Origin of the sequence: Candidatus Sphingomonas colombiensis, from assembly GCA_029202845.1 — a bacterium.
In the GTDB taxonomy this organism is placed as follows: Bacteria; Pseudomonadota; Alphaproteobacteria; order Sphingomonadales; family Sphingomonadaceae; genus Sphingomonas; species Sphingomonas colombiensis.
The window spans coordinates 1,489,649-1,513,514 of record CP119315.1 but is presented as its reverse complement, the minus strand read 5'-3'; the positions used below and the strand labels follow the sequence as shown (position 1 = coordinate 1,513,514).

The following is a 23,866-nucleotide window of genomic DNA, read 5'->3' as shown; positions in this document are numbered from 1 at the left end:
GCCGAAACGCCACCGCTCGGCGCTGGTTTATCAGGCGGCCCGGCGAACCCGCCCCGCCTGACACCGGATCGTTACAGGCAAGCCTCGAGATAGGCCTGATCGAAGCCATATTGCTTGGCCTTGTCGAGCGTGTACGGCCGCAGCCCCATCGCGCGATATTCGCCCAGGATCTTCCCGTCGGCGCTTTCGTCGAGATATTCGAACTTGAACAATTCCTGCGTCACGATCACCGGGCCTTCCATCCCGATCACCTCCGTGACGTTGGTGACACGGCGCGAGCCGTCGCGCAGACGCTTCACCTGGATGATCATGTCCACCGAATCCGCGATCTGGCGGCTGATCGCCTCCTTCGGCACCTTGATGTCGGACATCATCACCATGTTCTCCATACGCGCCAGCGCCTCGCGCGGGCTGTTCGAGTGGAGCGTGCACATGGAGCCATCGTGGCCGGTGTTCATCGCGGCGAGCATGTCGAAACATTCCGCGCCACGAATTTCGCCGAGGATGATGCGATCCGGGCGCATACGCAGCGCGTTCTTGACGAGATCGCGGATCGAAATCTCGCCCTGCCCCTCCAGGTTCGCCGGGCGCGTTTCAAGCGGCAGCCAATGCGGCTGCTGAAGCCGCAATTCGGCCGCGTCCTCGATCGTCAGCACGCGCTCGCCGGGGTCGATCATCTTCGACAAGGCGTTGAGCATCGTCGTCTTGCCCGAGCCGGTGCCGCCTGAGATGACGACGTTGAAGCGGCTCGCGCCCGCGATTTTCAACGCGGTGGCCATTTTCGGGCTCATCGATCCGAATCCCGCCATCATGTCGAGCGTGATCGGCTTGGCCGAGAATTTACGAATCGAGATGGCGGTGCCGCGCAAGCTGAGCGGGGGCACGATCACGTTGACGCGGCTGCCGTCCTTGAGGCGCGCGTCGGCCAGCGGCGTGGTCTGGTCGACACGGCGGCCGACCGAGTTACAGATGCGCTGGGCGATCTGGAACAGATGCTCCTCATCGCGGAACTGAATCCGCGCGAGTTCGAGCTTGCCCTTCTTTTCGATGAAGGTCTGTTCCGGGCCGTTGACCATGATGTCCGACACCTCGGGATCGGCCAGCAATTCCTCTAGCGGGCCAAGGCCGAGCAATTCGTCGACCAGCACCTTTTCCAGCGCGAACTGCTCGCGGCGGTTGAGGGTTAGCTTCAGTTCGGCGAGCACCTCGCCGATGATCGGGCGGAATTCCTCGGCCAGTTCGTCCTTGCCGAGCGTCGCCGCCGCCTCGGGATCAACCCGTTCCAGCAGGCGCGGCAGCACCTGTTCCTTGATCGTGTGGATCGATGCCTCGAAGCCATCGACCTTGCTCGATCCGGCCTCGCCGCTCGCATTCTGGCGATCCTGCAACCGCTGCATCGCATCAAGCTGCGACGCGGGAATATTCGAATCCGGATCGACGGGGAGCGGCAGCGTCTCGATCGGCGGGAATTGCTCGCCACCCTCCTGGCGCGGCTGGACACCGCCACCTTGCATCGGCCGTGCCACGCCGAATCCGGGGCGCGAACCGCCACTGCCACTGCCATTGCGACGCCCGAACGCGCTCATAACCTGCCTGCCTTAAAAGTCCGGTTCGAACAGGTAAGCAGGAAGGATTTAGATTTGCCTAACCACGTCTTTCCGGCGGGGCGCCGGCTTCCTCACGTTCTTGCAGAATACGTTTGCGTTCAAGGCCATAGGCGTAGCCGCCAGCACTGCCATCCGCGCGCTGGGCACGGTGGCACGGGATGACCACGGCCACCGGATTGGCGCCACAGGCCGTCCCCGCCGCACGCACGGCGCCCGGGCTGCCGGCGATTGCCGCAAGCTCGGCATAGGACCGCGTTTCGCCGGCGGGAATCGCGCGGAGCGCCTGCCACACGCCCTCCTGAAAGGCGGTTCCGCGCACGTCGAGCGGCAGATCGTGATCCCGCTCGGGCGATTCGACCGCCGCCACCACGCGCGCCGCGAGCGCCGCCAGTGCCGCGCCACCCGGCTCGATCGTCGCGCGCGGAAAACGCGCAGCGAGCGCCAGTGCATCCTCGTCGAACGACACGCGGCACAGGCCCTTGTCGGTCGCCGCGATCAACAGCGGGCCGAGGCTGGTGCCGGCGATCGTCCATCGGATCGTCACTCCCGCGCCGCCGCGTACCCACGCGCCCGGCGACATACCCAGCCGCTTCGCGCCATGCGCGTAGAATCGGCTCGGCGCGGAATAACCCGCCTCGTAGATCGCCGGGGTCACGCGGTCTTCGCCGCTCAGCGCCTCGGCGGCGCGGCGTGCCTTCAGCCCGCGCGCATAGGCGGCCGGCGTCACCCCGGTCGCGCGCTTGAACAGGCGGTGGAAGTGATGCGGCGCATAACCCACGCGCGCCGCGAGATCCTCGAGCGACACCGCCTCCTCGCTCGCCTCGATCATGGCCACCGCGCGCGCCACGGCGAGGCGATCGCGGCCCACTTCATCGGGTTTGCAACGCAGGCACGCGCGATATCCCGCCCGCGCCGCCGCCGCGCCATCGGCGAAGAAGCTGACATTTTCGGGCTTCGGGTGCCGCGCCGGGCAGCTCGGCTTGCAATAAATGCCGGTGGTGCGCACCGCGACGACGAAGCGCCCGTCGGCGTTGCGATCTCGCGCCGCGAAAGCGGCCCAGGCGGCGGCGGTGTCGATGGCGTCGGTCATATCGCCGATGTAGGCCTTCGCCACGCCGCCCGCATCCCGGCGCTTGCGATCAAAACCTCACAACGAAACGTTCTGAATGTTGAACCGTCGGACACCGCCCGCGCGGGCGATCGCCGCCTGAACGTCGCCGCGTTTCTTCAGTGTATCGAACATCCGCTCGAGCGAATTGACCGGCCGGTCGACCAGCGGCGCATCGAACGTGCTCAACCTCCGCAACGCCAGGACGCGCTGATCGGGATCATCGAGCTGCGCCACGATCGACGCCGCCGCGCCGTCCTGATCACCGATGCACAGCAGCAGCTCGGTCAGCGTGCCAGGCGCGTCGCCCGCGTTCGCACGGACATAGGCGATATCGCGCGCCGCATCGGCCGCCTTGCCGGTCCGCACCAACGCACACCCTCGCGCCATCGCGACCTGCATCTGGCCAAACGGGCTGGCCGAGCGACCATCCTTGGCGAATACGGAAATGGTATCGAGCGCGCCCGCCGCGTCACCGAACTCAAGCTGGGCCTGCGACAGATTGATGACCTGGCTGACATTCAACGTGCCGCTCTCGCGCAACTTTCCCCCCACGCGCAGCGCATCGATCGCCTTGGTATAGTCCCCCAGCATCGCATGGGCCCGCGATTGTTCGTCCCACCACCAGATGAGGCGATCATCCTGATCCACGGCTTTTCCGCTCTCCACCAGCGGACGGATCGCGTCGAGCGCGGCCAGCGCCTCCTTGGGGCGACCCAATGAGCGCAGATAGCCGGACATGTCGACTACCGGCCTGATCCGATCCGGATAGCGTTCTGCCAATATTCGCGCTTCGGCCAGACGCCGCTCGACGGCGGCGCGAACGTCGGGATCGCTGGGAAACGCGCTGCGAAAGCGCGGATCGAGGCTCAGGTCGATGAGAAGTGACGGATGCGTGATCTCCCGCACGATGCGCGTCGCCGCCTGATTGTCGCCGGCGTCGTGGAGCATTCCGGCATAGAGTTCGCGAAAACCCTCGTTGTCGCTACCCGGTTCGTCGGGCTCATAGGCATTGTCCGCCAGCACCGCGAGCAATCGCCGGCGCAAATCGGTCGCCTTCTGCTTCTTCAACCCTTCGTGGAGTTGATAAAGCCATCTGACTTCGAGCGCGTTGAGTGCCGCGCCATGCCCCTGCCGCATCGCCTCGACCGTCGCCACGGCGTCGGCGTAGCGCTTGTCCTCCATCTCGTACCCCAGCCGCAGTTGCCAGATGAACGCGTCGCTGCCAGCGAAGGCGGTCGCGGCCAGCGCATCGCGATAGCCGGCCTTGTGATCATTCTCCTGCGTCTCGCAGCCTGCGGCGAGGGTCAGCGTCGCCAGTCGCAACTCGTCGGAAAGCGTTGCGAAATCTTTCGACGAGCGCACCTTGCCGAGCGCACCGAGCGCCTTACGGCAATCGTTCGCCTGGGCAGCACTGAACGCCGCGCGCAACTTGTCCACGATCGGCGGGACGCTCTCCCTCTGCACCGCGAGGCTCCGCCCCGCTCCACCGCACAGAACGACGGCACCCGCCATTACGAAAGCCATGGCTCGTTTCATTGAATCCCCCCTGTTGCGCGAAGCTTAGCGCGCGTCAGGTTGTCGTGCCAGCCGTGCTTGCAGGCATGGCGGGGCCGCTCGTCGCGCGATAGGGGGTGGCTCGCAAAGCTGGAGCAAGCCCGATGACCGAACTGATTCTCGTCGACATCGCCGATGGCGTCGCCACCGTCACGCTCAACCGCCCGGAGGCGATGAACGCGCTGTCGCGAGCATTGCGCGCCGCGTTGCATGATGCGATGCGGCGGCTCGATGCGGACGATGCGGTGCGCGCGGTTGTGCTGACCGGCGCCGGCACGCGGGCTTTCACCGCGGGATTGGATCTCAAGGAACTGGGCAACACCGCTGGCGCGCTCGGCGCGGCCAATGCCAGCGGGGCGGACGAGAATCCGGTCAAGGCGATCGAGGCGTGCCGCAAGCCGGTGATCGGCGCGATCAACGGCGTCGCGATTACCGGCGGGTTCGAGGTCGCGCTGGCCTGCGACATATTGATCGCGAGCGAGAATGCGCGCTTCGCCGATACGCATGCGCGGGTCGGCGTGATGCCCGGCTGGGGGCTCAGCCAGAAACTTTCGCGGCTGATCGGTATCTCTCGTGCAAAGGAATTGTCGCTGTCCGGCAATTTCATTGACGCCGCCACCGCAGAGCGCTGGGGGCTGGTCAATCGCGTCGTCCCGGCCGATGCATTGCTTTCCACCGCGCGGCGCCTCGCCGCCGATATCGCCTCCGCCGATGCGGATTTCATCATGGGTTACAAGAAACTGATCGACGAAGGCCATGCCCTGCCGTTCGGCGAAGCGATGGCGCTGGAGCATCGCATATCCTCCGCCGCCAACGCGTTGGTCACTCCGGAAGCCGTGGAGGCACGCCGCGCGGCGGTGCAGGCCCGCGGGCGCACGCAATAATGTTTGAAACTCCCCCTGTTGGCGCGTTATCCTCGCGCCAACAGGGGGAGGAAGGCCGATGCTGAAGCGGCTGTTGCCGATGCTCGTCGCATTCGGCGTCTTGGGGGCGTCCGCCGCGCACGCGGAATGGATCGAGGCGCGCTCGCGCCACTTCATTCTCTATGGCGACACCAGCGAACGCTCGCTGCGCGCACAGGCCATCGCGCTGGAGCGGCTGGATCAGTCGCTGCGCTACTTCATGAAGCGGGACGATCCCCCGGAAAGCGCCTCCAACCCGCTCACGGTGTTCATCACGCGCGATTCGGATGTTCGGAAATTCGCCGGCCGTTCGGATGCTGCGGGGTTCTACCGCCCGCGCGTCGGCGGCTCGGTGGCATATAGCGCCGGCTTCGGCAGCGCGGCGGATTTCCCGCGTATCGTGCTGTTCCACGAATATGCGCATCACTTCATGTACGCGACCTATCCGATCGCCTTCCCGACCTGGTTCAGCGAGGGGTTCGCGGAATTCGCCTCCACGATGAAGCTGGAAAGCGATCGCGCGACCATCGGCATCCCGGCGCAGCACCGCGCCTATGGCATCTTCGAGGGCGGCAAGATTCCGGTCCAGTCCATGCTGGATCCGGCGCTATGGGGCCGGCTGCGTATCGGGGAACAGACGGACACATTCTACGGGCGCGGCTGGCTGCTGACCCATTATCTGTTCTTTCACGAGGCGCGCTACAAACAGTTCGTCAATTATGTCGTCGCGCTGAACTCCGGCCGCCCCCCGCTCAAGGCGGCGGAAGAAGCGTTCGGCGATCTGCGGACGCTCGATCGCGAAGTTGACGGCTATCTCGACAAGCGACGCATCCCCGGCCTCTACCTCCCCTTCGGCGACAAGGCCGAGCCCGTGGTCACGCTGCGCACCCTTTCTCCGGGGGAAGCGGCAATGATCCGGCTGCGGATGGAATCGACCAACGGCGTCGACAAGAAAGCGGCCAGTTCGCTGTATGACCGCGCCGCGCCGATCGCCGCGCGTTTCCCGGACGATGCGGTGGTGCAGGGCTGGTTCGCGGAAATCGCGCATGACGCCGGGGAGGCGCAGGCGGCGGAGAAAGCGGCCGATCTGGCGATCGCGCGCGATCCCAAATCGGTGCAGGGGCTGCTCTACAAGGCGCGGCTGCGGATGGAAAAACTGGTGAAGGACGGGGTGCACGATCCCGCCGCGTGGCAAAGCGCGCGCAGCACGATCATCGCCGCCAATCGCCTCGATCCCAATAACGCCGAGCCGTTATGGGAGTTTTGGAACAGCTTCCGCGCCGAGGGCGTCCGGCCGAGCAAATCGGCTTTCACCGGCCTCTATCGCGCACAGGAACTGGCGCCGCAGGACGACGATGTGCGCTATGCCGCCGCCGTGGCGCGCGTGCAGGAGGGCGAGGAAGATTGGGCGCGCTCGCTGCTTCGCCCGCTCGCCTATAATCCGCATGCCGATGCGGACAATCCGGCGGCGCGGATGCTCGCTGCGCTCGACGCGGGCAAAAAGGGGAATGCCGTGCTGGCCGCCGCCGAGGGCTCGCCGATGCTGAGCGACGAGGGCAGTGGCACTTCGCCGAAGTAACGCGCCCTCCCCGCTTACCCCCCGTTGGCGCGGAACAACGCCAGCGTGCGCTCTTTCGCCAGATCGGCCGAGGGCTCGTGATAATCCTTGCGCCGGTCAGAGTTGAATCCGTGCCCGGCCTCATAAACATGCACGTCGGCGTTCGGCCACGCCTTCGCCGCCAGCTTATCCACCCCCTCCATCGGGATGCCCGAATCGTGGCGACCGAAGTGCAGCACCACCGGCACTTTCGGCTCCTCGCCCGCCGCGCCCGGGATCAGGCTGCCGTAATAGGCCGATGCCGCCGCCACGCCGCGCATGCGAGTCGCGGCGAACCAGGCGATTGATCCGCCATAGCAATAGCCGACGACGAACACCGCGCCTTTCGCGGCCAGCGCATCGACGCAGCGCTGCACATCGGCCAGCGATTGCTCGAACGGATGCGCCTCGCGCGCCAGTCTCACGCCCTCGGCCAGCCCCGCCGCGTCATAGCCGGCTTCGAATCCGGGGTGTTCGCGATCGAACAATGCCGGCGCGAACACTTCATAGCCGTCGGCCGCATATTCGTCGGCCATGTCGCGGATATGATCGGTGACGCCGAATATTTCCTGCACCAGCACCACGCCGCCGCGACGATTCCCGTCCGCCTCGGCATGATAAACAGCGATTTCCTCGCCATCGTCCATCATCATCCGGGTGAATTCGCCCATCGTCGTCTCTCCATCGCTCACGTCGTTTGTCATCCGATATGACGCAAGCATTGCATCCCCGCGACCCCTTTGCTACGCGCCCCGCAACCCAAGCGAGGTGCCGTTCGTGCGCCATCCGTTCGCTCGGGGCCAACCCGTGTCGACGAGGAAAGCGAATCGCGTGGATAGTTCCAGCGGTAATCAAGGTGGCAGCATCCAGGCCAGTCTGGGCGGACGTTACGCGACCGCCCTGTTCGGGCTCGCGAAAGAAGCCAAGACGATCGATGCGATCGAAGCGAGTCTCGCCAAGGTGCAGGCCGCGCTCGATCAGTCGGATGACTTCAAGGCGCTGACCACTTCACCGGTCGTCGCGCGCGACGCCGCCGGCAAGGCGGTGCTCGCCACCGCGGCCGAGCTTGGCGTCGATCCGACGACCAGCAATTTTCTGGGCGTGCTCGCGCACAATCGCCGGCTCGCTGAGCTGCCGGCGATTATCCGCGCCTTCCGCCTGCTCGCCGCGCGTCATCGCGGCGAGGCCAATGCGGAAGTGACAAGCGCCCATCCGCTTTCCGACGATCAGGTGACCGAGCTGAAGCAGCAGCTTCGCCAGCGCATCGGCCGTGAAGTTTCGGTCGATCTGCGGGTCGATCCCGCGTTGCTCGGCGGATTGGTCGTCCGCATCGGTTCCCAGATGATCGATTCGTCGATCCGCACCCGTTTGAATGCGCTCGCCAGCGCGATGAAAGGCTGACGTAATGGACATCCGCGCCGCAGAAATCTCCAAGGTCATCAAGGATCAGATCGCCAATTTCGGCACCGAAGCGCAGGTCAGCGAGACCGGCCAGGTGCTCTCGGTGGGCGACGGCATCGCGCGCATCTATGGCCTCGACAACGTCCAGGCGGGCGAAATGGTCGAGTTCGCCAATGGCGTGCAGGGCATGGCGCTCAACCTCGAAGCCGACAATGTCGGCGTCGTGATCTTCGGCACCGATTCGGAGATCAAGGAAGGCGACACCGTAAAGCGTACCGGCACGATCGTTGACGTGCCCGTCGGCAAGGGCCTGCTCGGCCGCGTGGTCGATGGCCTCGGCAACCCGATCGACGGCAAGGGCCCGATCGAGGGCACCGAGCGTCGCCGCGTCGAGGTGAAGGCGCCGGGCATCATCCCGCGCAAGTCGGTGCATGAGCCGGTGCAGACCGGCCTCAAGGCGATCGACGCGCTCGTTCCCGTCGGCCGTGGCCAGCGCGAGCTGATCATCGGTGACCGTCAGACCGGCAAGACCGCCGTCGCGATCGATACCTTCATCAACCAGAAGGGCCCGAACAAGAGCGGCGACGAATCGAAGAAGCTCTATTGCATCTACGTCGCGGTCGGCCAGAAGCGCTCGACCGTCGCGCAAATCGTTCGCCAGCTCGAAGAGAATGGCGCGATGGAATATTCGATCGTGGTCGCCGCGACCGCGTCGGAGCCCGCCCCGCTTCAGTTCCTCGCGCCCTATACCGGCTGCGCGATGGGCGAGTATTTCCGCGACAACGGCATGCACGCCGTGATCGTGTATGACGATCTGTCCAAGCAGGCCGTCGCTTACCGCCAGATGTCGCTGCTGCTGCGCCGTCCGCCGGGCCGCGAAGCCTATCCGGGTGACGTTTTCTATCTCCACTCGCGCCTCCTCGAGCGCGCGGCGAAGATGAACGACGCGAACGGCAATGGCTCGCTCACCGCGCTGCCGATCATCGAAACCCAGGCGGGCGACGTGTCGGCCTACATCCCGACCAACGTGATCTCGATCACCGACGGCCAGATCTTCCTTGAAACCGATCTGTTCTTCGCGGGCATCCGCCCCGCGATCAACGTCGGCCTGTCGGTCAGCCGCGTCGGCTCGGCCGCGCAGACCAAGGCGATGAAGAAGGTGTCGGGCTCGATCAAGCTCGAGCTGGCGCAGTATCGCGAAATGGCTGCGTTCGCGCAGTTCGGTTCCGATCTCGATGCCTCGACGCAGAAGCTGCTCAACCGCGGCGCGCGCCTGACCGAGCTGCTCAAGCAGCCGCAGTTCTCGCCGCTGCCGTTCGAAGAGCAGACCGTGTCGATCTTCGCCGGCACCAACGGCTATCTCGACGATGTCGCGGTCAACGACGTGGTGCGCTACGAAGCGGCGATGCTCGCGTTCATGCGCGACAGCCACGCCGACGTGCTGACCGAGATCCGCGACTCGCGTGACCTCGGCGACGGCCCGAAGGGCAAGCTGAAGGCGGCGCTGGACGCCTTCGCGAAGACCTTCGCCTGATCCACGTCGATGCTCGACCATTCCCTTCTTGCCTGGATCGCGCTGTCGGTCGGCCTGGCGGTGACGCCCGGCCCCGACACGATGGTCGTGGCCGGCAATGCCGCGCGCAACGGGTTGCGCGCCGGCATGGCGGGGGTGGCCGGGATTCTGGTCGGTGGCCTGTGGTATATGGCGCTGTGCGGCTTCGGCTTTCTCAGCGTGCTGGCGGTGTTTCCGATGCTGTTCACGATCGTGAAGATCGCGGGCGCCCTCTATCTCGGCTGGCTCGGCGCGCGGGCGCTGATCGGCGCGTTGCGCGCCGGCGGGGAACAGGCGGCGCTGCGCAGTTCGGCTCAACCGTTCCGCCAGGGACTGTTTACCACCGCGCTCAACCCCAAGGTCGCGCTGTTCTTCCTCGCCATCCTGCCGCAATTCGTGGGGCGGGATGCAGGCGCGCCGGTGCGTGGCATGCTGCTGATCGGCATCGCATATGCAATCGGCGCGGTGTGGCTCTCCGGTGTCGCGCTGGTCGCGGCGCGGGCGGGTCGCGCGGCGCGGCAAAGCAGCCTGATGCGCTGGTTCGAGGGTGCGCTCGGCACCGCCTATCTTGCTCTCGCGGGCCGCATGGCCTTTGTTCGGAATATATGAATGGCTAGTCTCAAGGCCCTCAAGATCCGCATCGGCTCGGTGAAGTCGACGCAGAAGATCACCAAGGCGATGAAGATGGTCGCCGCCGCCAAGCTGCGTCGCGCGCAGGAGGCTGCCATCGCCGGCCGCCCCTATGCCGAGCGGCTCGAAGCGGTGATGGCGAGCCTCGCCAGCAAGGTGACGGTGAGCGAAAGCTCGCCCAAGCTGCTCGCCGGCACCGGCAAGGATCAGGTTCACCTGCTCGTCGTCGCGACCTCCGAGCGCGGCCTCGCCGGTGCGTTCAACACCAACATCGTCCGCGCCGCGCGCCGCAAGGCCGAGGAACTGATCGCGCAGGGCAAGACCGTGCGCTTCTATCTCGCCGGCAAGAAGGGCCGCGTGCTGCGTCGTTTCTATCCGAAGGACATCGCGGTCGATTTCGAGCTTGGCCAGCACAAGACGCTCGGCTTCGATCAGGCGCGCGAAGTCGCCGACGATCTGATCCACCGCTTCGAAGCGGGCGAGTTCGACGTCGCGCATCTGTTCTACGCCAAGTTCCAGTCGGCACTGGTGCAGATCCCGACGGGCATGCAGATCATCCCGGTCGCCGTGCCATCAAGCGTCGAGACCGCCAATGACGGCGGCGCCGCGGTCACCTACGAGCCCGACGAGGAAGCGATCCTCGCCGATCTCCTGCCGCGCAACGTGGCGATCCAGGTGTTCCGCGCGATGCTGGAAAATGCTGCGTCCGAACAGGGCAGCCGCATGAACGCGATGGACAATGCGACGCGCAACGCGGGTGACATGATCAACCGCCTCTCGATCCAGTATAACCGCACCCGCCAGGCCGCGATCACGACCGAGCTGGTGGAAATCATCTCCGGCGCTGAAGCGCTCTAAAGTTTCGAAAGCAGGAAGCAGAACATGGCTACCGTCCTTGAGGATCGCCCGAACACGGGCAGCAACAACGTGGGCCGCATCAGCCAGGTGATCGGTGCGGTCGTCGACGTCTCGTTCGACCAGGATCATCTGCCGGCGATTCTGTCGGCGCTCGAGACCGACAATAACGGCCAGCGGCTGGTGCTCGAGGTTGCGCAGCACCTCGGCGAGAACACCGTTCGCACGATCGCGATGGACTCCACCGAGGGTCTGACGCGCGGCCAGTCGGTCACCGATACCGGTGCGCAGATCACCGTGCCGGTCGGCCCGGCGACGCTCGGCCGCATCCTCAACGTGATCGGCGAGCCGATCGACGAGCGTGGCCCGGTCAATTCGCCGCACCACGCGCCGATCCATGCAGAAGCGCCGCTGTTCGTCGACCAGTCGACCGACAGCTCGATTCTCGTCACCGGCATCAAGGTGATCGATCTGCTCGCGCCTTATGCGAAGGGCGGCAAGATCGGCCTGTTCGGCGGCGCCGGCGTCGGCAAGACCGTGTTGATCCAGGAACTGATCAACAACATCGCCAAGGGCCACGGCGGCACGTCGGTGTTCGCGGGCGTCGGCGAGCGTACCCGTGAGGGCAACGATCTCTATCACGAATTCCTCGACGCGGGCGTCATCGCCAAGGACGCCGACGGCAACCCGACGAGCGAAGGCTCGAAGGTCGCACTGGTGTTCGGCCAGATGAACGAGCCGCCGGGCGCGCGTGCACGCGTCGCGCTGTCGGGCCTGACCATCGCGGAATATTTCCGCGACGTGGAAGGCCAGGACGTGCTGTTCTTCGTCGACAACATCTTCCGCTTCACCCAGGCGGGCGCGGAAGTGTCCGCACTGCTCGGCCGTATTCCGTCGGCGGTGGGCTATCAGCCGACCCTGTCGACCGACATGGGCGCGCTGCAGGAGCGCATCACCTCCACCAACAAGGGCTCGATCACCTCGGTGCAGGCCGTGTACGTCCCCGCCGACGACATGACCGATCCGGCCCCGGCCACCTCGTTCGCCCACTTGGACGCGACGACCGTGCTCAACCGCGCGATCTCCGAACTCGGCATCTACCCGGCGGTCGATCCGCTCGACTCGTCCTCGCGCGTGCTCGAGCCGCGGATCGTCGGTCAGGAGCATTACGAGACGGCGCGCGCCGTGCAGGCGACGCTGCAGAAGTATAAGTCGCTGCAGGACATCATCGCCATTCTCGGCATGGACGAGCTGTCGGAAGAGGATAAGCTCACCGTCAGCCGCGCGCGCAAGATCCAGAAGTTCCTGTCGCAGCCGTTCCACGTCGCCGAAGTGTTCACCAACATCCCGGGCAAGTTCGTCCAGCTCGATGATACGGTGCGCTCGTTCAAGGCGGTGGTGAACGGCGAGTACGATCACCTGCCGGAAGCGGCATTCTACATGGTCGGCGGCATCGACGAGGCCATCGCCAAGGCCGAGAAGCTCGCGCAGGACGCGTGATGTTAACGAGCGCGATCTTCCTGGCGGCGAGCGCTTTACTTGGCGTCCACGAAGATCGCGTTCGACCTCTTGCTGATTCTCCATCGGCGCTCGGCTCCGCTGACGAAGAGATACGGTCGTTGGCCATTAATTTGGATAACGCGATCAAGCTCTGTTCAGCGGAAATAGTGAGAGCTTCCACCGGCGAAAAAGTGATCAGTAAGGCTGAGAATGCCGCGCTCGACAAAGGCATGTTGACGTGGATGGTTGATCCGCCAAAACAACTTGTCGAAATGGCAAGAGACAGGCCTGCGCGTTTCGGTCGATGGGCTGATCCACATGCCTCAATTTTCGTTATCGCCCATGAGACATCTCCGACTTGTAGGATTTTAGTAGGCGAATCTCCTTGGACGGCTGCTGTTCGTCCGGTTCTGTATGCAAAAATACAGGATGACAATTTCTGGAAATCCGATGGACCGGAGCAACCCTTTGCGGCCGAGTCTGTTCGGGCAACGTTTCATGCAAATGTTTCTAAAGAGGCAAAAGTACAACCAATGATTTCGATCGTCGCGCCGACATCTTCGAAAGAAGGCGGAATCCAGCTTTCGATTGGCGTTCATTTGGTCGCAGAAGGAGAGAAGTGATGTTGAACTTCGAACTCGTCACGCCCGAACGCCTCGTCCGCTCCGAAGCGGTCTATATGGTCACCGTCCCCGGCTCCGAAGGCGACTTCGCGGTGCTGGAAGGCCATGCGCCGCTGATGTCGACGATTCGCGACGGCGAGCTGCTCGTCCAGCGCACCGCGGGCGCCGCCCCCGAGGCGATCACGATCCGCGGCGGCTTCGCCGAGGTAAACGCCAAGGGCCTGACCGTTCTGGCCGAACACGCAGGGTAACGGCCGGGCGGTGGCGTAATCAACGCGGCAAACGCCCTCGCTTACACCACGCTAACCATTTCGCCGTACGGATGCGGCGATGCTCAAAAACGCCGCATCCCGGAATCGTCCACCCCCGTCAGTCGGGGTGAGTCTGGCGCTCGCGCTCGCCATCGCCGTCGCGTTCCGGGATCTCTACAGCGTCGACATGGACGCATTCCTGCTGCCCTGGTTCACCCATATCCAGCAGGCCGGACCGATCGGGGCGTTCGCCACCCCGTTCTCTAACTATACGCCTCCCTATCTTTATCTTCTGGCGGCGGCATCGCCGCTTGCCGCCTTCGCTTCACCCGTAATCGTCATCAAACTGGTGTCGGTGATCGGGCAGCTTTTCCTGACCTGGGCGATCACTTGCCTGCTCAGCTCCGTTCGCCATCCCCATCCGTGGCCCGCCGCCGCGCTGATTGCATTGGCCCCGACGCTGATCATCAACTCGACATTGTTGACGCAATGCGACGCTTATTGGGCGGCGATGCTGGTGATCGCGCTGACGGCGGCAATCGAGCGGCGTCACGCCGCGATGTTCGCGTGGTGCGGCCTTGCGATCGCATTCAAGGCGCAGGCCGCGTTCATCGGGCCGTTCTTCCTCGCATTGGCGATCGCCCGCAGAATACCCTTCCGCCTGTGGGCGATGGCGCCGCTCGCCGCGCTGCTGGCGATGCTGCCGGCGATGATGGCAGGCTGGCCGGCCGGCGATCTGCTGACCATCTATCTGCGGCAAACGCAGTGGGAGAGCCTATTGGCGCTCAACGCCCCCAATGTGTGGATGATCGCGCAGACGTTGGGGGGCGCCGAACCACGCTGGTTCGGCTCGATCGCGATACTCGCCACGATAGCCGCGATCGGTTGCTACACCGTGTTTTTCGCGCGCCGCCTGCACATTGCGGAGCCGATCACGCTGCTCCGCGCCGCGACATTGTGCGCGCTGATCGTTCCGGGCCTGCTGCCGCGGATGCACGAGCGCTATTTCTTTCTCGGCGACGCATTGGTGTTGGCCTTGGCGGCGGTGCGGCCGAGCGAATGGCGAGCGGCGCTCTTTGCCCAGATCGGATCGGGGCTGGGCATCCTCGCCTATTTGACCGGCGGGGAGATGTTCGCGGTCTATGGCGCGCTTGCGATGATCTACGCGACATGGCTGATCGTGCGTCCGTTCATCGCGCTCGGCGCAGCAGAAGCGCCGACACCCTCGCCCGCCTAAAGAAAGCTATACGGGTCCACGTCCACCGCGACCCGCACCTTCGCCGGCCAATCAAGCGCGCCGAGCCAGTCACGGATCACGTCCTGCACGTCCAGCGTCCGCCGCGCGTGGACCAATAGCCGATAGCGGTGCCGCCCGCGCAGCATCGCCAGCGGCGCCGGCGCCGGGCCATAGACGTGCATCCCCTCCACTTCGGGCGCGGAACGGCCGATCAGTCGCGCGATCTCATGCGCGGCCTGCTGATCCTCGCTCGACACGACAATCGCGGCGTAGCGGCCGAACGGCGGCGCCCCCGCCTCGCGCCGCGCCTCCGTCTCGGCCTCGTAAAAGGCATCCGCATCGCCGGTGATCAGCGCCTGCATCACCTGTGCCTTGGGGCTGTGTGTCTGGATATAGACGTGCCCCGGCTTCTCGCCCCGCCCGGCACGCCCGGAGACCTGGCGAATCTGCTGGAAGGTCCGTTCGGACGCGCGCAGATCGCCCCCCTCCAGCCCCAGATCGGCATCCACCACGCCCACCAGCGTCAGATTGGGGAAATGATAGCCCTTGGTGACAAGCTGGGTGCCGACGACGATATCGATATCGCCCGCCTCCATCCTTTGCACGAACTCCGCCGCCTTGGCCGGAGACCAGATCGTGTCGGACGTGACCACCGCCACCCGTGCCGCGGGGAACAACGCGGTCACCTCGTCGGCGATCCGCTCGACGCCGGGGCCGCAGGCGACGAGCGTATCCTCCTCCTTGCACTCCGGGCAGACGCGCGGGACCGGCTCGATATGCCCGCAATGATGGCAGGCGAGCCGCCGCGTCAGCCGGTGCTCGACCATCCAGGCGGTGCAATTCGGGCATTGGAAGCGATGCCCGCAGGTCCGGCACAGCGTCAGCGGGGCATAACCGCGCCGATTGAGGAACAGGAGCGACTGTTCGCGCCGCTCCAGCGTCTCTTCCAGCGCCTTGACCAGCGGCGGCGCGAGCCAGCGCCCGCGATCGGGCTTCTGCTCCAGCAGGTCCAGCGCCTCGATCGTCGGCAGCTCCGCCGCACCATAGCGGCCGGGCAGCTTCAGCTCGGCGTAGTTTCCGAGCGTCACCTGCTGGCGCGTCTCGATCGCCGGGGTGGCGGAAGCGAGGATCACCGGGCAGCCTTCGAACTTGCCGCGCATCACCGCCACGTCGCGCGCATGATAATGCACGCCGTCTTCCTGCTTGAAGCTCGTCTCGTGCGCCTCGTCGACCACGATCAGGCCGAGATTGGCATAAGGCAGGAACAGCGCCGATCGCGCGCCGACCGTCACCAGCGCCTGCCCGTTGGCGATCGCGCGCCATGCGCGGCGGCGCTGCGAGGAGCGCAGGCCCGAATGCCACGCCACCGGCTCGCAGCCGAAGCGATCGTGGAAGCGTTTCAGAAACGGCTCGGTCAGCGCGATCTCGGGCAGCAGGACGAGGCATTGCCGCCCCTCGCGGATCGCCGCGGCCACCGCCTCGAAATAAACCTCGGTCTTGCCCGATCCGGTCACGCCGTCGAGCAAGGTCGGGTGGAAATCATGGGCGTGCACGTCCGCCACCAGCGCATCCGCCGCCGCCTGCTGCTCGCCCGATAACGCGGGCGGCGCGTGATCGGCGTCGGGCAATGGATAGGGGCTGTCGATATCGACCTCGACCCCCTCGATCGCCCTCACCTTCACCAGCCCGCGAATCACCGCGTCGGATACGTCCGCGATCGTCGCCAGCTCGCGGATCAGCCCCTGCCGGTCGCCGATCCGCTCCAGCGCCTGTGCGCGCTGCGTCGTCAGGCGATCGGGGACGTGGCCGGTCGCGCGATATTCCACGATCAGCTTCTGCCCCTCCAGCGCGGCGGTGGAGGAAAGCGCCATCCGCACCACCGACGCGGGTGGCGCGAGGTAATAGTCCGCGGTCCACTCGATCAGTCGGCGGAGCGGCGCGCGCAGCGGCGGCGCATCAGCCACCGCGATCAGGTTGCGCAGGCGATTGTCGCCGACCTCCGCGTCGGACGGCATCCGTTCCGGCTCCCACACCACGCCAACCAACTGGCGCGGCCCCAAAGGCGCGACGACGATCGACCCCGGCTCAACCGCCATCCCATGCGGGACGCGATAATCGAGCGGGCCGAGCGCGGAGTTGAGCACCAGGACACGGGCACGGGACATCGCCACCCGACTAATATAGGTTGCCGGCAAAAGGCACCCCATGACGGCGCAGGACCAGCTCGACAGCTTCATCGATCGCTATACGCCCGCCGTCGCCGCGCTCGCCCGGCGCGCGCTGGAGATGGTCGCCGCGCGGCTGCCGGGGGCGACACGGCTCGTCTATGACAATTACAACGCGCTCGCGATCGGCTTCGGGCCGGATGAGCGGGCCAGCGCGATCACCTGTTCGATCGCACTTTATCCCCGCTGGGTGAGCCTGTTCCTCGCCAATGGCGCGACGCTTCCCGATCCGCGCGGCTTGCTGGAGGGCGGTGGCACCCGGATGCGCCACATCAAGCTCAACGATGCGCTGATCGACGATCCCGCCGTCGCCGCGCTGATCCTCGCCGCCGCCGCCAGCGTTGCGCGGCCGATCGATCCGGCGGGGACGGAGCGGCTCGTGATCCGTTCGATCGCCGCGCGCCAGCGGCCCCGCCGCCCATGAACGCCGCGGCGGAATATGGCGCGCACCTCACGCGTGACCGGCGGCGCTCGATCCATACCGTGCGTGCCTATGAGGCGAGCGCCAACCGGCTGCTGGTCTTCCTCGCGCGGCATTGGGGGGGGCCCGTCGATCGCGCGAGCCTCTCCCGCGTCAGCGCGACCGATTTGCGCGCCTATCTCGCGCATCGCCGCGCCGACGGGTTGTCGAACACCTCCACCGCGCGCGAACTGTCGGCGGTGCGCGGGTTCCTCGATTGGGCCAATGGCGCAGGCGCCGCGCCACGCCTGAAAGGCCCGCGCGTCAAGAAGGGCGTCCCGCGCCCGATATCGCCGGACGAAGCCGTCGCGCTGGCGGAGGAAGTGGCCGATGGCGCGCGGCTGCCGTGGGTTGGCCTGCGCGACTGGGCGGTGCTGCTGCTGCTCTATGGCGCGGGCCTGCGCATCGGCGAGGCGATCGCGCTGACCGGCGCGGCGATCCCGCTCGGCGAGACGCTGGTCGTCACCGGCAAGCGCGACAAGACGCGGATCGTGCCGTTGCTGCCGCAGGTCCGCGCGGCGATCGAGGCATATCTCGCGGACTGCCCCTGGCCGCTATCGCGTGACGCGCCGCTGTTTCGCGGGGTGCGTGGCGGCGCGCTCTCGCCGGGCATTGTCCGCGTCGGCGTCCGCGCCGCGCGCGGGCGGCTGGGGCTGTCGGAGCGGACGACGCCGCACGCGTTGCGCCACAGCTTCGCGACGCACCTGCTGGGGCGCGGTGCCGATTTGCGCGCGTTGCAGGAGTTGCTGGGCCACGCGAGCCTCAGCTCGACGCAGGTTTATACCGCCGTGGACGCGGCGCATCTGCTCGATGTTTATCGGAATGCGCATCCGCGAGGGTGAGCGCGGGCGCTTCTGCATAACGGCGGCGATCCTGACGGACGCCCTATCCAAATACCCATCGGCGCTGCACGTAGAATGTCACGAACGGCACGATCCCGATCGCGGGGATCAGCGGCACCCAGGTTGGCGCGTGGAGCCATCCGGTGAGGAGCCAGGTAACCGCCAGGTTCGCACTCAGTTGCGCAAGTTGCACGACGAAAAATTTCAGATGCTGCCGGCCGCTCGCGTCGCGCGATCCGTGCCCGCGAAAACTCCACGCGCTGTGCAGGAAGAAGCTGCATATCACCGCCACGACGAACGCGGGCGGCACCGCCAACGCGGCGTGGACGGGGGGCAACATCCTGGCAATGAAGAGATAGACGCCAGCATAAACCGATGCTGACAACAGGCCCGCGATCGCGAACCGGATCAATTGGCCCAGCACCACGCCGTTCCTCGGCACGATCACGCCGCTCATTGTCGCTGCGCTGGCAGGTGGAAAACCAGATCGCCGATGATTTCCTTGCGCGGATAGGCCGCGTCGATCGCGGCGGCGACGCGAGGGTTGTAGCGTTCGTCGAAGAGCGGCGAGCCGCGATCGCCACGGGTCAGGAAGAATCCGAAATCTCCGCGCCGCACCATCCGTGCGAACCCGGCCTCGTCATACAGATTGCTATGGGCAAGTTCGGCCGCGATCGCGGGCTCATATTGCACCGGGCGACCGGCACGGATCAGCAACACCATATCGTCGCTGATCACCGGCTTCGCCGAAGCCCGGATCCGCGCGACCACCGCCGCCATGCGCTCTTTCGTGGCGGGATCAATTTCGACCGGCGGCGCGCGATAGGCGGCAACCGACAGCGCGGCGATGAACAGCGTTATCAGGATGGGCGATGGCCACGCATCGCCGCGCTCCGCAGCGCGCAGCATCGGCGCCGCCGCCAGCCCGACGAACATCGCGATACCGCAAGACCATGCGATCAGATAATTGTCGCTCGCGCCCGATTTCAGGGTCAGCGGCAACATCGCCGCATTCACCGCCATGAACAGCATCAGCACCAGCAACGCCGCGCTTCTATCGTCCTTGGTTACTCTGCCCCGCAGCGTCGCCGCGTGCGTGTCTGTCAGGCGACGCCACGCACGCGTCATCGCGCTGCCCGCGATCGCCACAAGCAATGCTTGCGAAAACAGCACCCAGACCAGCAGCCGCCAGCGCGACAGATCGAGCCGATTGACGTTGTAGAGCAGGATATGGCGCAGGAACCCGCCATCGCTTTCCACGACGAGCGCCGCCAGCGCGACCAGCCCCAGCATGACGCAGCAGCCCAGCAACAGGAAAGCCGATTTCGGCCGAACGAACCACAAGCCAATCAGCGCCGCGAGCGGCGCGGCGATATTCGTCTGTTTGGTATAGACCGCCAGCACGAAGGCCAAAGCGGCGAACGGCACCGCCGCGGGCCGGGTGACCGCACGGATGCTCAACAACAGGCCGCCGAGCATCAGCGCGCAGCCCAGCATGTCGACGCGCATCAGGGTCGACCAGTTCAGGATCGTCGGGATCGATGCGAGGCATAATCCGCCGATCGCGGCCGCGCCCATGCGCACGATGCGGCTCTCGTCCTTTGGGATGGCGGACAGCACGAGCATGCCGACGAACGCCATCGACGCGATCGTCGACAGCAACGACACCAGTCGCCCGGCGATCAACTGATCCATAGCCAGGATCGAGGCGATCGCCGCCGTCGTCAGATGATAGACCGGCGGATAATGATAGACGATCGCGGGATAGGTGCCGAGCGGGCTATAGCCCTCGCCCGACAGGATGTTGCGCATCTGCTGCCAGACGATGCCTTCGCCATAATCGAGATCATAAGGATAATGCAGCGCGAGCCATGATCCCGCCAGCATCTTGCCGGCGTTGAACAGCAGCAGCAGGATCACGAGCGCCAGCGCGCCGCGCAGCAGCAGGCGCCTTCGATGCTCTTCCCGCGGCCGCGCCGCAGCGCCCGCGTCGATCGTCGCGTTCACGCCGCCGGCCTTGCCACGACCAGCATCTGCTTGCCCATCGGCTTGACCGGCGACCAGAGATAGGCCCCGACAAGAAACGGCCAGGTCGGCAGGCGCGACTTGACGGTGAGCGGCAGGAAGCGCGGCTGCACTTCGACGATTTCCCAGCCATGCGCGCGCAGCAGATCGACCAGGCTGATGTGTGAATAGACCGCGACATGCGTGTAATCGTCGAAATATTCGCGATACGCGTAACGGTAGTTTGGCTGGAGGATCGTCAGCGTGCCGCCGGGAGCGAGCGTCCGCCGGATCTCCGCCAGCGTGGCGACGAACACGTCCTGCTGCAGATGTTCGAACAGATTGGAGGCGAATGCGAAATCGACCGCGCCATCGTCAATCGGGCTCAGATCGCTGACCGGGCCGACGATCGCCTCCACCCCCTTGTCGACCTGATCCGCTAGGCCGCTCCATGTGTCGACCGCGATGCGCCGCCGCGCCACGACGTTATTGATGAAATCGCCATAGCCCGCGCCGAGATCGAGCACACAGGCATCGGCGGCGATGCGCTTGCGAAAAAAGTAGCGCCACAACGCCGCCCAGACGCCGCCGCGCCGCGCGTCCAGTTCGAGCCGCGAACCGTGATAGTCACCGCTCATGCGTAACGCTTCCAGTCCGACACCAAACCGACGATCATGCGCCAGCCGACCACCAGCCCGCGCCAGTTATTGACGTTGCCGCCCTTGCTGAACCCGATCCGTGGATGGAAGGTGATCGGGCATTCGAGCAACACCAGATCCTGATACAATGCGGTATCGAGCAGGTGCGCATTGAATTCGAGGTTCACCGCCGGATTGAGACGCGGGAGCAGCCGGATCAGCGCATCGCGGCGGCACAATTTATAGGTCGTGCCCATGTCGGTGATCGTGCCGCGACCGAGATGCTTCGCCTCGAGCAGCTTTCCGACGAAGATATTCCCGTAATACATGAAGACGCTCAATTGCGTCAGATATTGGCGCAGCGGCTCCACGGTGCGCGTGCCGTTCACGATATCGGCGTGCGGCGCATAAGCGAGCAGCTTCTCGATGTCATAGGCGCGAAACGTGCTGTCGCCTTCGCATAGCACCACGAATTCGGTGTCTTCGAACTGCACCGCCTCGCTCAAGCAGCGGAACACGCAACGGCCATAGCCGGGCGCGGTTTCGTTGAAGGTGAGCGCACCGGCCGCCGCGGCCCGCTCGAACGTCTGGTCGCTGCTGTTGTTGCTGACCACGATCACGCGCTCGACCAGCGGGTGAAGCAGGAAATCCTCGACCGCGCCGGCGATGCTGTCCTCATCATTATATGCCGTCAGCGCAACCGTGACACGGCGGCGCTGCACCGGCGTGAAGCGTACCGGCACGTTCGGCTTCTTGTGCTTGTGCATGTACAGCAGATCGAACAGCGACAGCGCGATGCCGATCATGATCGGCACGCCGCTATACCATACCAGCGCCTCGGCCACCGGATCGAGGAGAGCATGCAGATTGAGCAGATAGCGCGGAAAGACGAGCAGAACCCCGGTCAGGTACATCGCCATTCCGAACACGAAACACAGCACGCCATAGAGCAGCAGCGGTTTCTGGAAGGGGTGCCGATTGGACCCTAAGTCGGGGAATCGTTTTGCCATCGTCGTCGCTCCGCCGCGCGCCGGGCATGGCGGGGGGCATGCGACAATGCGATACGGAGGAATGGTTAACGCTTTGCTCAAGGGCCCGCGCTGACCGTTCGCGGGATGAATGCGGCGCGCGACCTGCATTCCCGGCCGTTGCCATGGGGCGGCTAGCTATCTTTCGGCGTCACCCACACCGAAACGGGCACCACGACCTTGCCCGGCGCCGGCTTGCCGATGTCGACGCGGTCGGCAGTCACCATTTCGCCGGTTTCCAGCGTGAAGGAAACCCAGGGCTTGGGGACGCGGCCGAAGGTGAACCGCTGAATCGGCTGGCCCGTGGTCGAGTTCATGATGGTGGCAATGATCGGCATCGGCGCGGCGATAGCCAGCGGCGGCGGCGCCTGTCCAGCGCATCGCGATCGTTGCATGCGCCGCTCGCTGGTGGCATAGGCCCCGCCCCGGTCGCCGGCCGGTTTTCAAATCACGCAGGAGCATGGTGTGGACAGCGCATCCGCCGCGATCGCGCTCGGGCTCGATTTCGGCACCACCAATACCGTCGCCGCGCTGGCGGACGGCAGCGGCGAATCCCGGATGGTCGAATTCGCCGGGCCGGAGGCAAGCGACGGGGTGTTCCGCTCAGCGCTTTGCTTCTGGGAAGAAGAGCAGGCGTGGAACGGCGTGGCGCATGAGGCCGGGCCGTGGGCGATCGCGGAATATCTCCAGTCGCCGCTCGACAGTCGCTTCATTCAATCGTTCAAAAGTGTCGCCGCGAGCACCACGTTCGAGCGGGCGTTGATCTTCAACAAGCCATTCCGTTTCGAGGATCTTGGCCGGCTGCTGCTCCAGCGACTGGTCGCGCATGCCGGCGGGAAGCTCGATGCACGGCCCAATCGCGTGATCGTCGGGCGCCCGGTCGAATATGCCGGGGCGCGGCCCGACGCCGCGCTCGCCCGCAAACGCTATGATCTCATGCTCGAAGGCTTCGGCGTCGAGCTTCATTATGTCTATGAGCCGCTGGGCGCCGCGCACAGCTATGCCTCGCGGCTGGCGGAGCCGGCGACGATCCTGGTGGCGGATTTTGGCGGCGGGACGACGGACTTCTCGCTCGTCCGTATCGCGGCGCCGGGTGCCGCGCGCCGCTGTGTGCCGCTCGCCTCCGCCGGCGTAGGCATCGCGGGGGACCGGTTCGACCAGCGGATCGTCAGCAAGCTGGTCGCGCCGCTGCTGGGCAAGGGCGGCAGCTATCGCTCGTTCGGCAAGCTGCTCGAGATTCCCGGCGGCTATTTCACCGACTTCGCGGACTGGTCCCGCCTCGCGCTGATGCGCAATCGCCGCACGCTGGAGGAGCTGCGCCGGCTGCAACGCGATGCGCTCGATCCCGTGCCGATCGGCCGCATGATCGCGCTGATCGAGCATGAGCAGGGCTTTCCGCTATATGACGCGATCGGCCGCCTTAAGCGCGCGCTTTCGAGCGAGGATCGCGCCGAATTCCGCTTCACCGGCGGCGATGTGGAGATCACCGCCGAAGTGCGCCGCACCGACTTCGAGCAATGGATCGCCGACGATCTGAAGCGTATCGAGGGGGCAATGGACACCGCGATCGAGCGGGCGGGCGTGGCTCCCGAAGCGATCGATCGCGTATTCCTGACCGGCGGCTCCTCGCTGATCCCGGCGATCCGCGCGATCTTCGAACGCCGCTTCGGCGCCGAGCGCATCGCGACCGGTGGCGAACTGACCTCGATCGCGCACGGCCTTGCGCTGATCGGCGAAGAGCCCGATCCATCCGAGTGGACAGCCTGAGGCACAAGCGCGTTTCCGTTGGTCCGGCACTCCTCGGCGGGGAAGCAAAACCCGTGCTCCCGGAATAGCCGCGCGCGTTGTT

23 protein-coding genes are annotated in these 23,866 nt (G+C 65.7%); 13 read left to right on the top strand and 10 right to left on the bottom strand.

Translation table 11 applies throughout. The features are described 5' to 3' along the window. Window positions 1-71: 71 nt before the first annotated feature. From P0Y64_07210 to P0Y64_07200, 3 genes are read right to left on the bottom strand one after another with little or no spacing between them, the layout of a single operon-like run. Window positions 72-1,586 (bottom strand): CpaF family protein, encoded by a 1,515-nt coding sequence (locus tag P0Y64_07210; protein ID WEK44567.1) that lies wholly within the window; start codon window positions 1,584-1,586, stop codon window positions 72-74. A gap of 58 nt (window positions 1,587-1,644) precedes the next feature. Continuing rightward, window positions 1,645-2,697 carry a methylated-DNA--[protein]-cysteine S-methyltransferase gene (locus P0Y64_07205; protein ID WEK45002.1) on the bottom strand — a complete coding sequence of 351 codons (1,053 nt, stop codon included), beginning with the start codon at window positions 2,695-2,697 and terminating at the stop codon, window positions 1,645-1,647. A gap of 57 nt (window positions 2,698-2,754) precedes the next feature. Next, complete coding sequence (locus P0Y64_07200) at window positions 2,755-4,242, bottom strand: hypothetical protein (GenBank protein WEK44566.1); 1,488 nt, start codon at window positions 4,240-4,242, stop codon at window positions 2,755-2,757. Between the two features lie 134 nt (window positions 4,243-4,376). On the opposite strand from P0Y64_07200, the gene P0Y64_07195 reads away from it, so the two are divergent. After that, the gene (locus P0Y64_07195) at window positions 4,377-5,156 is read left to right on the top strand and encodes an enoyl-CoA hydratase (protein ID WEK44565.1); all 780 of its coding nucleotides are present in this window, start codon (window positions 4,377-4,379) and stop codon (window positions 5,154-5,156) included. 58 nt (window positions 5,157-5,214) lie between these two features. Next, a complete protein-coding gene (locus P0Y64_07190) occupies window positions 5,215-6,753 on the top strand; it encodes a hypothetical protein (GenBank protein ID WEK44564.1) in 1,539 nt (512 codons plus the stop codon). Between the two features lie 14 nt (window positions 6,754-6,767). On the opposite strand, the gene P0Y64_07185 is transcribed toward P0Y64_07190, so the two are convergent. Beyond that, complete coding sequence (locus tag P0Y64_07185) at window positions 6,768-7,442, bottom strand: dienelactone hydrolase family protein (GenBank protein ID WEK44563.1); 675 nt, start codon at window positions 7,440-7,442, stop codon at window positions 6,768-6,770. A gap of 160 nt (window positions 7,443-7,602) precedes the next feature. On the opposite strand from P0Y64_07185, the gene P0Y64_07180 reads away from it, so the two are divergent. The 8 genes from P0Y64_07180 to P0Y64_07145 all read left to right on the top strand — a co-directional run bounded on the left by P0Y64_07180 (window position 7,603) and on the right by P0Y64_07145 (window position 14,820). Beyond that, a complete protein-coding gene (locus tag P0Y64_07180; GenBank protein ID WEK44562.1) occupies window positions 7,603-8,172 on the top strand; it encodes a F0F1 ATP synthase subunit delta in 570 nt (189 codons plus the stop codon). 4 nt (window positions 8,173-8,176) lie between these two features. After that, window positions 8,177-9,706: a F0F1 ATP synthase subunit alpha gene (gene atpA, locus P0Y64_07175; protein ID WEK44561.1), complete on the top strand. Its 1,530-nt coding sequence runs from the start codon at window positions 8,177-8,179 to the stop codon at window positions 9,704-9,706. A gap of 9 nt (window positions 9,707-9,715) precedes the next feature. Further along, complete coding sequence (locus P0Y64_07170; GenBank protein WEK44560.1) at window positions 9,716-10,333, top strand: LysE family translocator; 618 nt, start codon at window positions 9,716-9,718, stop codon at window positions 10,331-10,333. Beyond that, window positions 10,334-11,212, top strand: a complete 879-nt coding sequence (locus P0Y64_07165; GenBank protein ID WEK44559.1) for a F0F1 ATP synthase subunit gamma — start codon at window positions 10,334-10,336, stop codon at window positions 11,210-11,212. A 24-nt stretch (window positions 11,213-11,236) separates the two neighbouring features. Then, window positions 11,237-12,709 (top strand): F0F1 ATP synthase subunit beta, encoded by a 1,473-nt coding sequence (atpD, locus tag P0Y64_07160; protein ID WEK44558.1) that lies wholly within the window; start codon window positions 11,237-11,239, stop codon window positions 12,707-12,709. Next, a complete protein-coding gene (locus P0Y64_07155) occupies window positions 12,709-13,332 on the top strand; it encodes a hypothetical protein (protein ID WEK44557.1) in 624 nt (207 codons plus the stop codon). The genes atpD and P0Y64_07155 overlap by 1 nt, the downstream gene beginning before the upstream one ends. Next, complete coding sequence (locus P0Y64_07150) at window positions 13,332-13,583, top strand: ATP synthase F1 subunit epsilon (protein ID WEK44556.1); 252 nt, start codon at window positions 13,332-13,334, stop codon at window positions 13,581-13,583. The genes P0Y64_07155 and P0Y64_07150 overlap by 1 nt, the downstream gene beginning before the upstream one ends. A 127-nt stretch (window positions 13,584-13,710) precedes the next feature. Next, on the top strand, window positions 13,711-14,820 hold the full coding sequence (locus P0Y64_07145) for a hypothetical protein (GenBank protein ID WEK44555.1): 1,110 nt from the start codon (window positions 13,711-13,713) through the stop codon (window positions 14,818-14,820). Here P0Y64_07145 and P0Y64_07140 read toward each other — a convergent pair. Then, window positions 14,817-16,985 (bottom strand): primosomal protein N', encoded by a 2,169-nt coding sequence (locus P0Y64_07140; GenBank protein ID WEK44554.1) that lies wholly within the window; start codon window positions 16,983-16,985, stop codon window positions 14,817-14,819. The two genes, P0Y64_07145 and P0Y64_07140, sit on opposite strands and share 4 nt — an antisense overlap. A gap of 40 nt (window positions 16,986-17,025) precedes the next feature. Between P0Y64_07140 and P0Y64_07135 the strand changes: the two genes are divergently transcribed. Both P0Y64_07135 and P0Y64_07130 read left to right on the top strand, forming a co-directional pair. Beyond that, window positions 17,026-17,469, top strand: coding sequence for a hypothetical protein (locus P0Y64_07135; GenBank protein ID WEK44553.1), 444 nt, complete (start codon window positions 17,026-17,028; stop codon window positions 17,467-17,469). Continuing rightward, a complete protein-coding gene (locus tag P0Y64_07130; protein WEK44552.1) occupies window positions 17,466-18,347 on the top strand; it encodes a tyrosine recombinase XerC in 882 nt (293 codons plus the stop codon). Before P0Y64_07135 ends, P0Y64_07130 begins: the two co-directional genes overlap by 4 nt. Window positions 18,348-18,390: 43 nt before the next feature. Here the strand turns inward: P0Y64_07130 and P0Y64_07125 are convergent, their stop codons facing one another. The 5 genes from P0Y64_07125 to P0Y64_07105 form a co-directional block, all read right to left on the bottom strand. Continuing rightward, window positions 18,391-18,804 carry a GtrA family protein gene (locus P0Y64_07125; protein ID WEK44551.1) on the bottom strand — a complete coding sequence of 138 codons (414 nt, stop codon included), beginning with the start codon at window positions 18,802-18,804 and terminating at the stop codon, window positions 18,391-18,393. After that, window positions 18,801-20,354, bottom strand: a complete 1,554-nt coding sequence (locus P0Y64_07120) for a hypothetical protein (GenBank protein ID WEK44550.1) — start codon at window positions 20,352-20,354, stop codon at window positions 18,801-18,803. The genes P0Y64_07125 and P0Y64_07120 overlap by 4 nt, the downstream gene beginning before the upstream one ends. After that, a complete protein-coding gene (locus P0Y64_07115) occupies window positions 20,351-20,989 on the bottom strand; it encodes a class I SAM-dependent methyltransferase (GenBank protein WEK44549.1) in 639 nt (212 codons plus the stop codon). Before P0Y64_07115 ends, P0Y64_07120 begins: the two co-directional genes overlap by 4 nt. Then, a complete protein-coding gene (locus tag P0Y64_07110) occupies window positions 20,986-21,999 on the bottom strand; it encodes a glycosyltransferase family 2 protein (protein ID WEK44548.1) in 1,014 nt (337 codons plus the stop codon). Before P0Y64_07110 ends, P0Y64_07115 begins: the two co-directional genes overlap by 4 nt. 152 nt (window positions 22,000-22,151) lie before the next feature. Next, window positions 22,152-22,355, bottom strand: a complete 204-nt coding sequence (locus tag P0Y64_07105; protein WEK45001.1) for a hypothetical protein — start codon at window positions 22,353-22,355, stop codon at window positions 22,152-22,154. Between the two features lie 127 nt (window positions 22,356-22,482). On the opposite strand from P0Y64_07105, the gene P0Y64_07100 reads away from it, so the two are divergent. Beyond that, entirely contained in the window at window positions 22,483-23,784 is a 1,302-nt protein-coding gene (locus P0Y64_07100) for an Hsp70 family protein (protein WEK44547.1), read from the top strand. The last annotated feature ends 82 nt before the right edge of the window (window positions 23,785-23,866 follow it).

Excerpts from the sequence above, each read along its gene's own strand:
- P0Y64_07210 (WEK44567.1), bottom strand. The coding sequence starts at position 1,586 with ATGAGCGCGTTCGGGCGTCGCAATGGCAGTGGCAGTGGCGGTTCGCGC.
- P0Y64_07205 (WEK45002.1), bottom strand. The coding sequence starts at position 2,697 with ATGACCGACGCCATCGACACCGCCGCCGCCTGGGCCGCTTTCGCGGCG.
- P0Y64_07200 (WEK44566.1), bottom strand. The coding sequence starts at position 4,242 with ATGGCTTTCGTAATGGCGGGTGCCGTCGTTCTGTGCGGTGGAGCGGGG.
- P0Y64_07195 (WEK44565.1), top strand. The coding sequence starts at position 4,377 with ATGACCGAACTGATTCTCGTCGACATCGCCGATGGCGTCGCCACCGTC.
- P0Y64_07190 (WEK44564.1), top strand. The coding sequence starts at position 5,215 with ATGCTGAAGCGGCTGTTGCCGATGCTCGTCGCATTCGGCGTCTTGGGG.
- P0Y64_07185 (WEK44563.1), bottom strand. The coding sequence starts at position 7,442 with ATGGGCGAATTCACCCGGATGATGATGGACGATGGCGAGGAAATCGCT.
- atpA (WEK44561.1), top strand. The coding sequence starts at position 8,177 with ATGGACATCCGCGCCGCAGAAATCTCCAAGGTCATCAAGGATCAGATC.
- P0Y64_07170 (WEK44560.1), top strand. The coding sequence starts at position 9,716 with ATGCTCGACCATTCCCTTCTTGCCTGGATCGCGCTGTCGGTCGGCCTG.
- P0Y64_07165 (WEK44559.1), top strand. The coding sequence starts at position 10,334 with ATGGCTAGTCTCAAGGCCCTCAAGATCCGCATCGGCTCGGTGAAGTCG.
- atpD (WEK44558.1), top strand. The coding sequence starts at position 11,237 with ATGGCTACCGTCCTTGAGGATCGCCCGAACACGGGCAGCAACAACGTG.
- P0Y64_07155 (WEK44557.1), top strand. The coding sequence starts at position 12,709 with ATGTTAACGAGCGCGATCTTCCTGGCGGCGAGCGCTTTACTTGGCGTC.
- P0Y64_07150 (WEK44556.1), top strand. The coding sequence starts at position 13,332 with ATGTTGAACTTCGAACTCGTCACGCCCGAACGCCTCGTCCGCTCCGAA.
- P0Y64_07140 (WEK44554.1), bottom strand. The coding sequence starts at position 16,985 with ATGTCCCGTGCCCGTGTCCTGGTGCTCAACTCCGCGCTCGGCCCGCTC.
- P0Y64_07135 (WEK44553.1), top strand. The coding sequence starts at position 17,026 with ATGACGGCGCAGGACCAGCTCGACAGCTTCATCGATCGCTATACGCCC.
- P0Y64_07130 (WEK44552.1), top strand. The coding sequence starts at position 17,466 with ATGAACGCCGCGGCGGAATATGGCGCGCACCTCACGCGTGACCGGCGG.
- P0Y64_07125 (WEK44551.1), bottom strand. The coding sequence starts at position 18,804 with ATGAGCGGCGTGATCGTGCCGAGGAACGGCGTGGTGCTGGGCCAATTG.
- P0Y64_07115 (WEK44549.1), bottom strand. The coding sequence starts at position 20,989 with ATGAGCGGTGACTATCACGGTTCGCGGCTCGAACTGGACGCGCGGCGC.
- P0Y64_07110 (WEK44548.1), bottom strand. The coding sequence starts at position 21,999 with ATGGCAAAACGATTCCCCGACTTAGGGTCCAATCGGCACCCCTTCCAG.
- P0Y64_07105 (WEK45001.1), bottom strand. The coding sequence starts at position 22,355 with ATGCCGATCATTGCCACCATCATGAACTCGACCACGGGCCAGCCGATT.